Consider the following 12,608-nt stretch of genomic DNA (forward strand, 5'->3'; position numbering starts at 1 on the left):
TTTGAGTCACTTCCAGCTTGCACCAGGGAGGCGCCACTGCCAAGGGGGACGTGATACACTGCCGCCCCATCAACTGCTGGCAACAGAAACAGAAGAAAACATGGGGCAATGATGGCGATTTATCCTGCCGCCTCATCAGCCGCTGGCAATAGAAAAACATGACGCCATTTATGGCAATTTGCACTGCCGTCTCATCATCAGCAGCTGGCAACAGGAGATAACATGAAGCATTTTATGGAGATAGCGGGCCGCCAGATGGCCTATCTGGACGAAGGACAGGGCCCGGTGCTGCTGTTTGGCCACAGTTACCTGTGGGACAGCGCCATGTGGGCGCCGCAGATTGCCGCGCTCAAAGGTCAGTACCGCTGTATTGTGCCCGAGCTGTGGGGCCACGGTGATTCCGATGTGCTTCCGGAAGGTGCTTGCACCCTGGCAACCCTGGCGCGCGATCACCTGGCGCTGCTCGATGCCCTCGGCATTGAGGAGTGCGTGCTGGTGGGCCTCTCCATTGGCGGCATGTGGGGTGTGGAGCTGGCCAGAATGGCGCCAAACCGCATCAAAGGTCTGGTGCTGATGGACAGCTTTGTCGGCCTCGAGCCCCAGATCACCTGCGAACGCTACCTTGCTATGCTGGCGATGATCGAGCAGCAGGGCACAGTGCCGGCCCCCATCATCGAACAGGTGGCCCCGATCTTCTTTGCCAACCAGCCCGATGCGACCTTGCTGGCTGATTTCAAGGCGCGGCTGGCCGCCTGGCCTGCTGAGAAGATTGCCGCCATGGTGGCGGTGGGTCGCAGTTTTGTCACCCGTGAGGATCGCATCGAGTGGCTGGAAGAGATCACTGTGCCTGCGTTGGTGATGACCGGCTGCGAGGACAAGGCCCGTCCGGTGCTGGAGGGCTATCTGATGGCCGAGGTGCTGGCTTGCCTGTTTAAAGAGATCCCGGCGGCCGGTCATATCTCGACCCTGGAAAATCCCGCCTTCGTCAATCAGGCGCTGGCTGAGTTTCTGGCTGCGCAGTAAGCCAGACGCAAGGGATGAAAAAGGGAGCCATTGGCTCCCTTTTTGCTCTTTTGCGTTTAGTGAGTAGGCCGGAACCTATCGGCACAGCTTGTTATCTGACAGGACGTTACCAGATATAGCCCAGCGCAAAACCGGCATAGAGCTCGCCATCGTGCTGGACGATGGGGCTGTTTTTGATGTCCCGATCATACAATTCATAGTTCATGGCAAACATGCCAATCCAGTTGGGGCTGAAGCGATAGCTGGTGATGAGCGCCGCCATCGGGGAGAGGGTGGTGCCGGTATCCCAAGCGGGTCGCTGGGCGGTCGCTTCGCTCCCGGAGATGCCGCCGAAGTAGTAGTTGGCCATCTTGTCGCTGCGCAGCATCAGCCCCATGCCCGGCATGATCAGCAGATTGTCACGCAGGATCGGGAAATCGGCCCACAGCAGCAGCTCCTGCCCCTTGCTGCGGCCGGTGACGTCACTGTTGGCGCGGATGGTCAGCAGGGCGTAAGGGGTGACGATATTGCCGCCAATCCCCCCTTCCAGCTGCCACTTGCGCTGCTCCATACCGCTGAAGGCGGGAGAATCCTCGGGATCTAGATTGCCAAAACGCACCCGGCCATAGCCATAGAGGGCGATATTCTCGTCTTTGTGGAAGTAGTAGCGGGCCCGATCTCCCAGAAACATGAAGTCGTCGCCGAAGTAGATAAAGCCGGGGATGGCATAGATGGCGTTGTCCTGCGCCTCGTAGCGGGCCTGGCCCCCGAGCACGGTAGCCCCCACCACCAGCCCCTGCGGCACCGGACTGGTTGGGCTGTCACTGGCCAGCATATCGACCGAGCCGAGGTTGATCTCGGCCTGTGCCGGGGTCACGGTGGCGAGCAGCAGGGCCATAAGCCCGCCAAGGGTGATGTGGCGTGAAAGGGTCATGAGCGATCTCGTATCAGTAGTGAGTCAGTGGTTTGTATCGTCGATCATTTAACGGCATGGGCGCTATCTTCCCGCTTTGGCCAGGCGTTGATCACCGCCTTGACCAGGGTGGCGAGGGGGATGGCAAAGAAGACCCCCCAGAATCCCCACAAGCCGCCAAACACCAGCACGGCGATGATGATGGCCACCGGATGGAGGTTTACCGCTTCCGAGAAGAGCACCGGTACCAGCAGGTTGCCGTCGAGGGCCTGGATCACCAGATAGGCCACCATCAGCCAGGCAAACTCGGGGGTGAGCCCCCACTGGAACAGGGCCACCATGGCCACCGGCACGGTCACCACCGCGGCGCCGATATAGGGGATCAACACCGAGAAGCCGACGGCCACTGCCAGCAGCACTGAGTAGCGCAGCCCCATCAGGGCGAAGGGGATATAAGTGGCAATCCCGACGATGAGGATCTCGATCACCTTGCCACGGATGTAGTTGATGATCTGGTTGTTCATCTCCACCCAGACCCGGTTGACCAGAGTGCGGTTGCGTGGCAGGAAGCGGCGCAGGCTGCCCATCAGTACCCGCTTGTCCTTGAGCATAAAGAAGACCATCAGCGGCACCAGGATCAGGTAGATCATGATGGCCACCACATTGACCAGCGAGCTGAGGGAGGCGCTCACCAGATGCTCGCCACCACTGAGAATGCGTTGGCGGATATTGTCGATGACGGTCTCTACCAGACTGACATCAATCAGTTCGGGATATTTGTCCGGCAGGGTGCGCACATAATCCTGGGCATGGGTCAGCATGGCCGGCGCCTCTTTGGCCAGATTGATCCCCTGACTGACCAGCGTCGGAATAAGACCAAGCAAGGAGGCTACCGCCACCGCAATAAAGAGCAGCAGCACCAGACTGGTGGCTGGAGTGCGCGACAACCCCGCTTTTTGCAGCCGGGCGACCGGCCACTCCAGCAGATAGGCCATCACCAGCGCCACCAGCAGGGGGGCCAGCAGATCGCCAAACAGCCAGATGATGGCAAAGCAGAACACCAGCAACAGGAAAAGGGTAACGGCATCGGGATCGGAGAAACGGGTCTGATACCAATGCTTCAATACTTCTAACATGACTGCATCCTTACATCACTGGGGCTCAAGATGGCTGTTTTGCCCCGACAACCAACTGCAAAGAGAGGGTATTGTCCGATTGTTGCTGCAGCTCGACATGGTGGCCCTGACGCTGCAGATAGACCGGAATATCCTGCCGGGAGCCCGCATCGGCCAGCCGGATGGTGACGGTTTGACCGCTTTTGGCATCCTTTAACCAGAGCTTGAGCCGGATCAGCGGCTCGGGGCAGCGCCAGGGGGTCAGGTCGAGAACTTCCATGGGGACTCCATCAGGCAGGTGGCCGCTATTATGGCCGTGATAAGAGCGTGAAACAACGCTTGTAGCCCTTGATGGGCAAGGGTATTCTGCCGAAGCCCTTTCTGATGGAGATAGAGATAACGTGGCACGCTTTTCCCCCCTGATGGCATCGCTTCCCCTGCTGGCTTCCCTGATGGGTGCCACCTTTCATGCCGAGGCTAACAACCAGCTTCCCGATATCGGCACGGCCGGGGTCTCTGCCCTGCCTATCGAGCAGGAAGTGCGTTACGGCAACGCCTTTATGCGCTTTGCCCGGGCGGGCCTGCCGATCATCGATGATCCGGTACTGAGCCAATACGTCGACGATCTGGGCCAGCGACTGCTGACCAACGCCGATGGGGTGCGTTTTCCGTTTACCTTCTTCCTCATCAACGATCCCACCATCAACGCGGCCGCTTTCCTCGGCGGGCGGGTCAAGGTACACACCGGCCTGTTCCTCTACGCCGACAGCGAGAGCGAGCTGGCGTCGGTACTGGCGCACGAAATTACCCACGTGACCCAGCGCCACATTGCCCGCTACATGGAAGCGCAGGCGAGCAGCTCGGCGATAACACTGGCCGGTCTGGTGGGCTCCATCGCACTGGCGGTGATCAACCCGACCGCCGGTATCGCCGCGCTGCAGACCACCCTCGGGTTGTCGATGCAGTCGGCCATCAACTACACCCGCGACAACGAATACGAAGCGGATCGCATCGGCATGAAGACCCTCTATGATGCCGGTTTCGACCCCATGGGGATGGCCAACTTCTTCCAGAAGCTGGCTGCCGAGTACCGTTACGCCAGCAAGCCGCCGGAAATGCTGCTGACTCACCCGCTGCCGGAGACCCGGATCAGCGAGGCCCGCGCCCGTGCCGGCAGCTACGGCCGCCGCGATTTGCCGCCCAGCCTCGATTTCTGGCTGGCCAAGGTGCGCATTCAGGTGCGCTACGGCACCGATACCCCGCAGGGGTTGCTGAGCTACTTCGATACCCGGATCCAGAAGGGGGATTACCCGCTCAAGGATGCGGCCATCTATGGCAAGGCGTTGGCGTTGCTGCAGCTCAAACGCACCGATGAAGCTGACACCCTGATGCAGGAGCTGGCTGCCCGTCATCCGGAAGATCTCTTTATCGTCGATGCCCTGACCGACATCGATCTGGCCAAGGGGCGCAGCGCTCAGGCCATCGCTCGCCTCGAGAAGTTCCGCAGCCGGATGCCGGATAACGAAGTGGTGGTGGTCAACCTTGGCAACGCCTATCTCGAGAGCGGTAACTACAAGAAGTCCATCGCTATCCTCGACCCCTATGCCCGTGCCAATGAAGAGAACAATCTGGCCTGGAACCTGCTGGCCGATGCCTATCGCAAGGCGGGCCGGATGACCGATCTGCATATGGCGCGGGCCGAGATGCTCGCGCTGCGTGGGGATTACCAGGCGGCCATCGACGAGCTGATCGTGGCGCGCGGCACCACCAGCGACCGGATGACCCTGGCTCGTCTGGAGGCACGGATCACCGAGCTGGAGCGGGCCAAGAAGGATCTCGACAGCCTCAAGGGCTAACGACCCCGGGCATTGGCCAAGCAAACAAGGGCGCACCACGGTGCGCCCTTGTTGTTTATGGCGGTGAGGTTGGATGAGGTTGATAGCGCGATGCGCTAGTGACTCACGCTGCTGGCGGTCGCCTTGAGCATCTCGATTTTCGACGGGTCCAGCTCACCGACCAGCGTCTGTTTGAGTTTGCCCTCACTGTCGAGCAGATAGCTGGTGGGCAGGGCGCCCGGGCGCGGGAAGGGGAGGCTGGCATCCGCATTGGCGATCAGCAGCGGCACCTTGATCTGATATCGGGTTGCCAGCTGGCCCAGCTCTGCCGGGGTGGTCGGGTCGTAGTTGATGGCCACCACGGCGATCTGGCCCTGCGCCGCCAGCGCGTTGAGGTGGGGCATCTCCCGCAGGCAGGGGGCGCACCAGGGGGCGAAGTAGTTGACCAGCAGCGGCTTGCCGACAAAGTGGCGCAAGCTGACCGGCTGCCCTGTGGCAGCGGTAAATTCGGCGGCGGGTGTGCAGGCACCCAGCAGGCCAGCCACAATCAGCCAACAAATTCGTTTCAATTCCTTTCCACTGCCGCTTACCCTGACCATCACTTTCCCCTACAATAGCGCCGTTTCTAGTCCCATCTTGCGATTAATCAGGGAGTTACCATGAGCGAGACCCAAATCTACCACAATCCGCGCTGCTCCAAGAGTCGCGAAACCCTGGCCCTGCTGGAACAGCACGGGATCGCCCCTGATGTGGTGCTCTATCTGGAGCAGGCCCCGAGCGAAGATGAGATCCGCAACCTGCTCTCTCTGCTCGGTTTTAGCGATCCGCGCCAGCTGATGCGCACCAAGGAGGATCTCTACAAGGAGTTGGGATTGGCCGATGTCAGCGGTGATGCCCTCATTCGCGCTATGCACCAGCATCCCAAGCTGATCGAGCGCCCCATCGTCATCAAGGATGGCCAGGCTCGCATTGGTCGCCCGCCTGAGCAGGTGCTGGAGATCCTCCCGTGAGTACCCGCTTCGCGCGTTGGCTGACTCTGGTCGGCTTCTTCGGTCTGCTGGGTTGGGTGCTGCTGTGGCACCTGTGGCTCTCTCCCCACCCGGACCTCAATCCCTGGCTGCTGCCGGTGATCTGGACGGTGCCGCTGCTGTTCCCCCTCAAGGGCATTGTGCAGGGCAAACCCTACACCCACGCCTGGGGCAACTTCGTGTTGATGCCCTATTTCCTGCACGCCCTCACCCTTATTACCACGGATGAGGGGGAGCGCTGGTTGGCGGTGGTGGAGCTGCTGTTCACTACCCTCGCCTTTGTCGGCACCATCTACTACGCCCGACTGCGTGGCCGGGAACTTGGCCTCAGCATTCGCAAGAAGAAAGATGAAGCCAACTGATGGCAAACGCCCCGCAAGGGGCGTTTTTTATGGCGAAGAGGCGCTATTCGGAGGGAATTGTTCGGCCTCTTGTCCTGCCCGAAAGTGGGCCAGTTGCTGCTCGCTAAACGCCATCAGCGCGGGATAGAAGCGCAGAAACCCCGCTTCGCATGTTTGCCACTGCGGCTCATCGAGGGTCAGCAGCGCCTCTCCCAGCAGTACCGGGCGGCGCAGTCGGCGGCCGATGCCGTTAAGCGCTTGCTCCAGCCCCTCCCTGTGGCGGTAGGAGGCGATCCAGTTCTGCTCGGCCATTCGCGTGAGGGGGAGCGGCAGTCCGTCAGGCAGGCGTGGGTGATCCGCCAATAGCTGGCCATAACTGTGTTGCAGGAAGCGGGGCAGGGGTTCTGTACTGAACAGCCCCCAGTGCTGGCTCAGCCAGTGGTCGTAGATCATATCCACCACAATCCCGCCAAAGCGGCGCCAGGGAGCCTCGAAACAGGCGACGGCCGCCTTGTGCTCGGGGTGGCTGTCGGTGAAAGCGTCGATTTTGCGGTGCAGCCAGATCCCCTCATCGAAGTGGGCTGCAAGACCAGTGGGCAGCGGCCCCTTGACGAAATCCCCCAGCAGGTTGCCGGTGAGAGAGCTGCGGGTATGGGCCGCTAAATGGAGATGAGCCAGAAAATTCATGGTGGTTTTATGCCATGGTGGTTCGTTCTATTTAATGGTGGTTCTATTTCATGATGGTTCTATTTCAGGTGGTTCAATGTATCGGCGGCGCTTAGATCGCCAGAAACCCGAGGATCAGGATCGGGCCGAGCAGGCTCAGGATAAAGCCGGAGACAATGGCCACTGGCACCACTTGAATACCCCCCGATTTCTGGATGACCGGCAGGGTGAAGTCGAGGGCGGTGGCGCCGCCGTAACCGATGGCGGCCGAGGGGTGGCGACGCATCAACACCGGGATGATCAGGATGGCGATAAGCTCACGGCCCAGATCGTTGATAAAGGCGGCCGAGCCCAGCACAGGCCCCAGTTTGTCGGCCACCAGAATGCCCGACAGGGAGTACCAGCCGAAGCTGGAACTGAGGGCCAACCCGTGGCTCAGTGGCATGCCCAATAGCTGGGCGGCCAGCAGGCTGCCGATCCAGCTGCTGATGATGACGGTGAAGGCGATCTTCATCCCCCACGGATTGAGCAGGATCTGGCGCAGCCGCATGCCGGAGTTGCGCATCTGCACCCCGATCAGAAACAGCAGCAGCATCAGTGACCATTCGCTCCACTTGTCGATGGGCAGGGCGCGCAGATCCACCAGCAGCCCGAGCAGCACGCCGCCGAGCACCACAAAGCAGAGCTGCAGCGACTCCCACAACAGGTGCAGCTTGCTCGGCATCTTGGCATCGTTCGCCTCGTGGGTCGGCGGCGTGCGCTGGTCGAGCCACCAGAGAGCCAGCAGGTTGCAGACCGTGATCGCCGCCAGCATCACCCCGGCGACCTTGAAGATCACCGCCAGATTGCTGCCTAGGTTCTCCACATAGGCAAGCCCGAGCCCCATCAGAAACAGGATGAGGTAGACCATCTTGCCCAGACTCTGGTTGACCAGCTTGATCAGTCGGGCAGAGGAGAGGGGAACCAGATAGCCGATTGCCAGTGGCAACAGGATCAGCAACACATTGAGCAACATCGAGGCCTCGATCACAAAAACTGATAAAAATACCACCTTATCATTACTTATTGGCTCTGTGTCACATATCTCTCGCTTTCATGGCTGAAAACAGCCCTTTTTTGAGGGGATTGTTACTTTTTTGCCACAACCCGGCTGTTTGTTAAGGTTCTGTGCGAGCCCGAGTGAACCAATGAAATCAAGTTGATCCGGCTGGGGGGCTGATATTTCGCTCTGCAAGGGTGTGCATAAAGCCATTTTGGTGGCGGTTTGGCACACATCACGCTTTTATCTTGCCACTGAGATGATTGGGGTATAAAAATGCGGTATCGAAGCGGCCATTGAAACGGCTGTTTATGCAAACAAAGTGCTGAAAAATACGCAAAGAGCGAATAAAAATAGAGCGAATCCCCTGCAGACCCTCGTTCTGTATTGTTTTTTCACTATCCGGGTGATATTTTCGCTGAAGGTTGCCATCGGTTAACTTTTTGTTAAATGGACGATGGTTGAGGCACGCCCCTGCGGCGTCTAGGGACAGACAAGGTTGTAATGGATGAGCGACGTTGCCGCACTGGAAGTACGTGATCTGCACAAATATTTTGGCACCCACGAAGTGCTCAAGGGCATCGACATGACCGCCCACAAGGGGGATGTGATCTCCCTTATCGGCTCCTCCGGTTCGGGGAAATCGACCTTTCTTCGCTGCATCAATCTGCTCGAAACCCCCTCATCCGGCACCGTCTCGCTCCATGGCGAGCTGATCGCCATGAAAACCAACCGGGCCGGTGAGCGGCAGCCACAAGACATGCGTCAGGTGGAGCGGATCCGCAGCCGGCTGGCCATGGTGTTTCAAAGTTTCAACCTCTGGTCACACATGACCATCATGCAGAACATCATCGAAGTGCCGATCCAGGTGCTCAAGGTGCCCCGTGCCGAGGCGATCGCCAGAGCCGAGCATCTGCTCAACCGGGTCGGGTTGTGGGAGCGGCGCGACTACTATCCCGGCCACCTTTCCGGTGGTCAGCAGCAGCGGGCGGCTATTGCCCGTGCGCTGGCGGTGGAGCCCGAGGTGATGCTGTTTGATGAACCCACCTCGGCGCTGGATCCCGAGCTGGTGGGGGAGGTGCTCGGCCTGATGCGTGAGCTGGCCGAAGAGGGGCGCACTATGCTGGTGGTGACCCACGAGATGTCGTTTGCCCGTGATGTATCGAACAAGGTGATGTTTCTGCATCAGGGGCGAGTGGAAGAGGAGGGCAACCCCAAGGAGATTTTTGCCCATCCCAAGTCTGAACGGTTCAAGCAATTTATCTCCTCCATCTACTGATGGCGGGATGCCGACTTATCCAATCAACTGTTTTATCAAGGAGAGATACATGAACAAGCTGATGCTGGCCACTGCCGTAGTCACTGCCCTCGCGTCCGGTAGCCTGATGGCCAAGGAGTGGAAAGAGGTACGGATCGGGGTTGAGGGTGCCTATCCCCCCTTCTCCTGGACCGAGCCCAGTGGTGAGGTGAAAGGCTTTGATATCGACATCGCCAACGCCCTGTGCGAAGAGATGAAGGTGAAGTGCACCCTGGTCAAACAGGACTGGGACGGCATCATTCCGGCGCTGCTGTCGCGCAAGTTTGACGCCATCATCGCCACCATGGACATCACCGCCGAGCGCAAGAAGAAGGTGGACTTCTCCCAGAAGTACCAGCACATTCCGGCCCGTTTCGCCGCCAAGAAGGGCACTGACGTACAGCTCGACAAAGCCTTTATGGAAGGCAAGTCCGTCGCGGTGCAGCGTGCGACCTCCATGGATACCTTTATTACCGACAACTTCCCCAACGCCAGCATCAAGCGTTACGGCACTGCCGATGAGGCTTATCTCGATCTGAAATCCGGTCGTGTGGACTATGTGTTGGCCGACTCTGCCGCCATCACCGACGGTCTGCTGAAGAAAGAGGGCGGTGAGGCCTTCGAATTCGTCGGCCCGAAACTGACCGACCCCAAGTGGTTTGGCGAGGGTGCCGGTATTGCGGTGCGCAAGGCTGACAAGGATCTGAAAGAGAAATTCAACGCCGCCATTCTGGCGCTGCGTGCCAACGGCAAGTACAAGGCGATCAACGACAAGTACTTCGAGTTCGACGTGTACGGCGAATAAAACCAGAGGACGTTTACGGCGAGTAAAGGCAGTGCCCTCTCCCTTTGGGAGAGGGCTGGGTGAGGGGACTTGTGACGTGTTGCTCAACGACAAGTAACAGGCCGATCGGCTCACCTCGCCAGTAGTCCTGGGGCCCGTGCTTTCTGTGTGAAGCAATGGGCCCTATTAATTGCAATGGAGCTGCCCATGTTTGATTTGAAAGGATACGAAGCCTCGCTGCTGGAGGGTGCCTGGGTCACCCTGGAAGTGGCGCTGGCCTCCCTGCTGCTGGCGTTGCTGCTGGGGATGCTGGGGGCGCTGGCCAAACTCTCTCCCTACAAGTGGGCCCGGGCCATCGCCACCGGCTACACCACCATCATTCGCGGCATCCCCGATCTGGTGCTGATGATGCTGCTCTTCTTTGGCGGCCAGGTGCTGATCAACGGCATCTGCAGTTGGGTCAACGAGACTTACAACAGCTGGTTACTGGAGAGTAATCCCAATCAGGAGTGGGTCTCCCTGCTTCCGGACTATATCGACATCAGCCCCTTTGTGGCCGGTGTCGCGACCATCGGCTTTATCTTCGGCGCCTACATGACCGAGACCTTTCGCGGCGCCATTCTGGCAGTGGACAAAGGCGAACTTGAGGCCGCACGGGCCTTTGGCATGCGGGCAACCCAGGTGTTTGTGCGGATCCTCTTCCCCCAGATGATGCGCCACGCTTTGCCGGGGTTTGGCAACAACTGGCTGGTACTGCTGAAAACCACCGCGCTGGTCTCCATCATCGGCCTCGATGACATGGTGCGCAAAGCCTCCTTGGCGGCGGGCTCGACCCAGCAACCCTTCACCTTCTACATGGCGGTGGCGCTGATCTTCCTGATCTTCACCGCAGTCTCCACCTCGGCGCTCAAGTGGGCCGAGCGTCACTATGCCATCAAGACGAGGTAAGCCATGTCGTACTCAATGCGGTCATCCGTTTACAGTGATCGTCGCGGTGCCAGTGCCGAGCGTCACTACATCACGATGAAGATGAGGTAAGCCATGGATTTCTCAATCATTATCCAAGAGTGGCCCACCTACTGGGAGGGGCTCTATACCACCGTCTGGCTGGTGGCGGTCTCGCTGATCCTTGGGCTGATGCTGGCGGTGCCCATGGGCATCCTGCGCAACAGTCGCAACTGGCTGATCAAGGGGCCGATCTGGGCTTATATCTACTTCTTTCGTGGCACCCCGCTGCTGGTGCAGCTCTTTATCATCTACTACGGCGCCGCCCAGTGGGAGTGGCTGAAGAACAGTGCTGCCTGGTCGCTGTTTGCGGAGGCGTGGTTCTGCGCCCTGCTGGCCTTTACCCTCAACACCGGCGCCTACACTGCCGAGATTGTGCGCGGGGCGGTACAGAATATGCCGCGTGGCCAGATTGAAGCGGCCAACGCCTTTGGCATGAGCCGCTGGCAGACCCTGACCCGGATCATTTTGCCCAACTCGTTTCGCCGGGCACTGCCGGCTTACAGCAACGAGGTGATCTTTATGCTGCAAGGCTCGGCGGTGGCGGGCATCATCACCATCGTGGATTTGACCGGCGCGGCGCGGATCATCAACTCCCGCTACTACAGTCCGTTCGAGGCGTTTTTGACCGCCGGACTGCTCTATATGCTGCTCACCTTTGTCATCGTCTGGCTGTTCAAGAAGTGGGAGGCGCGTTGGCACGCCCACCTGCGCCCGCGCAATGTGTGAGGGTTGAGTTGCCAAGATGACCGAAAATGGCCCCGTCTGTTGCAGGCGGGGCCATTTTCATCCTTATCGGCTTTTTTCATCTTCTTCGTCTGTCCGCCCGGTTTGCCAAATGGCGGCGGAGCAGGGAGAATGCAGCACTCCCGAGCGCAGCCAGCCGTTGGCTGCGTGTCTTATCCCCCAGTTCCCGAGGTTTTATGTACCGGATATTGTTTGAGCATCCCGCTTTCCTGGTTATCGACAAGCAGCCCGGCATCGGCATGCATGACGAGAAGGGCGACGGTGAGGCGGTCAATCCGGGGCTGGTTAATCGCGTGAAGGCCGATACCGGGCTGACCCTCTATCCGGTGCACCGCCTCGACAAGATGACCTCCGGGTTGCTGCTGCTGGCCCGCACCACAGAGGCGAACCGTGAGCTGAGCATGGCCTTTGCGGCCCGCGAAGTGAGCAAGCAGTATCTGGCGCTCTCCGATCGCAAACCGAAGAAGAAGCAGGGCTGGGTGAAAGGGGATATGCAAAAGGGGCGCGGTGGCAGCTGGATGCTGGCGCGGACGCTGGAAAACCCCGCCATCAGCTGGTTTGATTCGGTGTCGGTGCGCGAGGGGCTGCGGCTCTATCGCATCAAGCCGCAGACCGGCAAGACCCACCAGATCCGGGTTGCCCTCAAAAGCATCGGCGCTCCTATTCTCGGGGATGAACGCTATGGCGGCACGCCAGCCGAGCGCGGTTATCTGCACGCCTGGCGGCTCAGCTTCACGCTGGCGGGGGAGCCGTTCGATTTTGTCTGCCCGCCCGATGTGGGGAGTGAATTTGTCACCCCCGAGCTCACGGCAGCCATCGCGACCCTTGCGCCCTGA

The 12,608-nt window shown here is 59.6% G+C and carries 15 protein-coding genes; 9 read left to right on the forward strand and 6 right to left on the reverse strand.

Features of this window, described 5'->3' with window-relative positions:
- The first annotated feature begins 222 nt into the window (after positions 1-222).
- On the forward strand, positions 223-1,023 hold the full coding sequence (locus ACY8FN_RS11995) for an alpha/beta fold hydrolase (protein WP_463100135.1): 801 nt from the start codon (positions 223-225) through the stop codon (positions 1,021-1,023).
- Between the two features lie 106 nt (positions 1,024-1,129).
- Here the strand turns inward: ACY8FN_RS11995 and ACY8FN_RS12000 are convergent, their stop codons facing one another.
- From ACY8FN_RS12000 to ACY8FN_RS12010, 3 genes are read right to left on the reverse strand one after another with little or no spacing between them, the layout of a single operon-like run.
- Positions 1,130-1,936, reverse strand: coding sequence for a MipA/OmpV family protein (locus ACY8FN_RS12000; protein WP_463100136.1), 807 nt, complete (start codon positions 1,934-1,936; stop codon positions 1,130-1,132).
- Positions 1,937-1,980: 44 nt separating this feature from the next.
- Positions 1,981-3,051 (reverse strand): AI-2E family transporter, encoded by a 1,071-nt coding sequence (locus tag ACY8FN_RS12005; RefSeq protein WP_463100137.1) that lies wholly within the window; start codon positions 3,049-3,051, stop codon positions 1,981-1,983.
- Positions 3,052-3,076: 25 nt separating this feature from the next.
- Complete coding sequence (locus ACY8FN_RS12010; protein WP_101346956.1) at positions 3,077-3,310, reverse strand: sulfurtransferase TusA family protein; 234 nt, start codon at positions 3,308-3,310, stop codon at positions 3,077-3,079.
- Positions 3,311-3,431: 121 nt separating this feature from the next.
- On the opposite strand from ACY8FN_RS12010, the gene bepA reads away from it, so the two are divergent.
- On the forward strand, positions 3,432-4,886 hold the full coding sequence (gene bepA, locus ACY8FN_RS12015; RefSeq protein WP_366622647.1) for a beta-barrel assembly-enhancing protease: 1,455 nt from the start codon (positions 3,432-3,434) through the stop codon (positions 4,884-4,886).
- Between the two features lie 95 nt (positions 4,887-4,981).
- Here bepA and ACY8FN_RS12020 read toward each other — a convergent pair whose 3' ends face one another.
- On the reverse strand, positions 4,982-5,464 hold the full coding sequence (locus ACY8FN_RS12020) for a TlpA family protein disulfide reductase (RefSeq protein ID WP_463100138.1): 483 nt from the start codon (positions 5,462-5,464) through the stop codon (positions 4,982-4,984).
- A 60-nt stretch (positions 5,465-5,524) separates the two neighbouring features.
- Here ACY8FN_RS12020 and arsC point away from each other — a divergent pair, with 60 nt between their 5' ends.
- A complete protein-coding gene (arsC, locus tag ACY8FN_RS12025; RefSeq protein WP_463100139.1) occupies positions 5,525-5,875 on the forward strand; it encodes an arsenate reductase (glutaredoxin) in 351 nt (116 codons plus the stop codon).
- Positions 5,872-6,255 (forward strand): DUF2069 domain-containing protein, encoded by a 384-nt coding sequence (locus tag ACY8FN_RS12030; RefSeq protein ID WP_139692888.1) that lies wholly within the window; start codon positions 5,872-5,874, stop codon positions 6,253-6,255. Before arsC ends, ACY8FN_RS12030 begins: the two co-directional genes overlap by 4 nt.
- Before the next feature lie 27 nt (positions 6,256-6,282).
- Here the strand turns inward: ACY8FN_RS12030 and ACY8FN_RS12035 are convergent, their stop codons facing one another.
- Both ACY8FN_RS12035 and ACY8FN_RS12040 read right to left on the reverse strand, forming a co-directional pair.
- Positions 6,283-6,921: an acyl carrier protein phosphodiesterase gene (locus tag ACY8FN_RS12035; protein WP_463100140.1), complete on the reverse strand. Its 639-nt coding sequence runs from the start codon at positions 6,919-6,921 to the stop codon at positions 6,283-6,285.
- Positions 6,922-7,012: 91 nt separating this feature from the next.
- Entirely contained in the window at positions 7,013-7,915 is a 903-nt protein-coding gene (locus ACY8FN_RS12040) for a LysO family transporter (RefSeq protein ID WP_139718427.1), read from the reverse strand.
- A gap of 532 nt (positions 7,916-8,447) precedes the next feature.
- On the opposite strand from ACY8FN_RS12040, the gene ACY8FN_RS12045 reads away from it, so the two are divergent.
- The 5 genes from ACY8FN_RS12045 to ACY8FN_RS12065 all read left to right on the forward strand — a co-directional run bounded on the left by ACY8FN_RS12045 (position 8,448) and on the right by ACY8FN_RS12065 (position 12,608).
- Positions 8,448-9,218: an ABC transporter ATP-binding protein gene (locus ACY8FN_RS12045; protein WP_033138423.1), complete on the forward strand. Its 771-nt coding sequence runs from the start codon at positions 8,448-8,450 to the stop codon at positions 9,216-9,218.
- A gap of 49 nt (positions 9,219-9,267) precedes the next feature.
- Entirely contained in the window at positions 9,268-10,041 is a 774-nt protein-coding gene (locus ACY8FN_RS12050) for an ABC transporter substrate-binding protein (RefSeq protein ID WP_463100141.1), read from the forward strand.
- A gap of 186 nt (positions 10,042-10,227) precedes the next feature.
- On the forward strand, positions 10,228-10,968 hold the full coding sequence (locus ACY8FN_RS12055; protein ID WP_042022322.1) for an ABC transporter permease: 741 nt from the start codon (positions 10,228-10,230) through the stop codon (positions 10,966-10,968).
- A gap of 93 nt (positions 10,969-11,061) precedes the next feature.
- Positions 11,062-11,754 (forward strand): ABC transporter permease, encoded by a 693-nt coding sequence (locus tag ACY8FN_RS12060; RefSeq protein ID WP_101317495.1) that lies wholly within the window; start codon positions 11,062-11,064, stop codon positions 11,752-11,754.
- Between the two features lie 194 nt (positions 11,755-11,948).
- A complete protein-coding gene (locus tag ACY8FN_RS12065) occupies positions 11,949-12,608 on the forward strand; it encodes a TIGR01621 family pseudouridine synthase (protein WP_101317576.1) in 660 nt (219 codons plus the stop codon).

The organism is Aeromonas sp. 160P, assembly GCF_055193095.1.